The 2,409-nt window shown below is 36.9% G+C and carries 2 protein-coding genes; both read left to right on the top strand.

Annotation, left to right across the window (positions count from 1 at the left end; all coding sequences use genetic code 11):
- Positions 1-104 (top strand): RNA methyltransferase (locus tag ABZA26_RS12760; RefSeq protein ID WP_372714894.1); only part of this gene is annotated, 104 nt, incomplete at its 5' end.
- Positions 105-157: 53 nt separating this feature from the next.
- Positions 158-2,409: exonuclease domain-containing protein (locus tag ABZA26_RS12755; protein ID WP_372714893.1), on the top strand; the 2,252-nt coding region annotated here is incomplete at its 3' end.

Here is a 2,409-nt window from a genome sequence, read left to right as displayed (position 1 = left end):
CTAAATATATTTTAGAACCCATCAGAGGAAATACAAAATATAACCATCTTTCAGTAAGATCGGCTGTTTCAATTATTTTAGACAGGCTGCTGGGAGAAAATTAAAACACAGGAGCCATAAAGGGCTCCTTTTTTCTAATGAAAGGGTATGATGTGATGTGTATAAAAATAAAGTTAAAATAAAACCCCGTAACAATATATTTGAATCTATTGGTATAAAGAATATTGATATAACAGAGATAGTGGTATACGAGAGAGAGAAAAAAATAGAGTTGAACTGTCTGGTATCAACCACTTCGAGTTTAAAGGAATTAGACATCCTTGAAGATGCTCTGGCCAATAAATTCGGTGAAGACGCCGACCTTCATTTTGAATTGGAATTTTTAAATAAAGAGATCACCAAAGAGGACTTGAAAGAGATTATAGAGAGGATCATCCGGGAGATAAAGAGAAAAAATGCCATATCCAGGTCTTTCCTTTATCTGTACAGAATAAGCATCCAAGAGAAGCATATTGATATTGAGCTAAAAAATGAAACAGCTGTTGATATCCTTCTAGAATCAAACATTCATGAAAAGCTAAATCACAGACTGAAAAGATATGGCATAAGAAATTTTGAGGTAAGGCTTGTATCAGGTGATTTTACAAAGGAACTGCAGGAAGTAAATAATTCAATAATTAAAATAGAAAAAGAACTTGAGAAAAAAATAGTCTCTGACGATATAAAAACATCTTCTTCCAAGAAAGCTGCACCTATTGCCACATCAGAAAGCGGAGACATAGTCATAGGAAAAATCATCAAAGGAAAAACCATATCTTTTGAGGCCTTCGGAGAGATATATGACGGTGAAAGCTGCGTATTAGAAGGTCAGCTTTTTTCAGTAGAGAAAAGAGAACTCAAAAGCGGAAAAGTACTTGTTACATTTAATATTACAAATCTGGAAAATTCAATATCCTGTAAAAAGTTTATGGAAAAATCAGAATCTGAAGGACTTTCTATCGAAGAAAATATCTGGGTAAAACTAAATGGTAAAAAGCAGCGGGATAAGTACTCAAATGACGAAGAGATACTAATGGTCGGATCTATAAATATAATCACTTCAAAGACTACTGAGAGAGAAGACAGGGCTCCCGAAAAGATGGTAGAGCTACACACTCACACAAAAATGAGTGAGATGGTGGGTTCTATAGATTCAAAAGACCTTGTAAAAAGAGCTTTGAAATACGGTCATAAAGCTCTGGCTGTAACAGATTACGGAGGAGTACACTCTTTCCCTTTCGTTTACAAGGCCGCAAAAGGAAGTGACCTCAAGATTCTCTTCGGATGCGATACATATATGGTAGACGATACCCGTCCCATGGTTGAAAATCCAAAGGATGTTCTTATTCAAGAGGAAACTTATGTGGTATACGACCTGGAAACCATGGGTCTAAACTCCCACCAAAACGAGATAATAGAGATCGGTGCCATAAAATTAAATGGTACAAGAATTGTAGATAAATACTCTCAGCTTATCAATCCTGGAAGGAGTATTCCAAATAAGATACAGGAACTCACAGGAATAACGGATGATATGGTAAAGGGAGAGCCCTCTATAGAGACTGTCTTACCTGAATTCCTGGAATTTGCAGGGGATGCCACACTGGTGGCTCACAATGCAAGGTTTGACATGGGATTTTTAACCAGAGATGTAAAAAGGTATACTGATATAAAAGATTACAACCCTTCTGTAATAGATACCCTACAGTGGGCTAGAGACCTTCTTCCAGACCTCAGAGGTCACGGTCTGAAGTCAGTGACAAAGAAACTGGGAGTAGCCCTTGAAAACCATCACAGAGCCGTTGATGATTCTCAAGCCACTGCCAACATGTTTGCCATTTTTCTGGAAAAATTTATGGAAAAGGGTGCAACCAAGCTAAACGAATTAGACGGAGTCTTCCCTGTGAACATAAAAAAACAGGATACAAGCAACGTTATGCTAATGGTAAAAAATAATACAGGACTGAAAAACCTCTATAAGCTGGTATCAGAGGCACATATCAATTATTACGGTAATAAGAAGCCAAGGATACCAAAGTCCGTTATAGAGGAAAATCGTGAAGGAATCTTCACAGGTGCAGTTATGAGTATGCACTTTGCAAATGAAGGAGAGCTGGCTTCAGCTTATTTCAGATATAATCTCGACCACCTTGAAAGAAAAATTGATTTTTACGATTATATAGAACTCCAGCCTAGAGAAAGTTACAGTGAACTCTGCGAAAAGGAGGGCACAGGAACAATAAATTCCTTTAATGATATAGAAAAGGCAAATAAGTTTTTGTATCAACTGGCAAAGGCAAAGAATAAAAGAGTTGTAGCCACTTCAAATGTACACTACCTAGACGAAGAAGATCACAGAGTGAGAAGTAT

This window comes from Ilyobacter sp., assembly GCF_041583315.1.
In the GTDB taxonomy this organism is placed as follows: Bacteria; Fusobacteriota; Fusobacteriia; order Fusobacteriales; family Fusobacteriaceae; genus Ilyobacter.
This window is presented reverse-complemented; position numbering and strand designations above follow the sequence as displayed.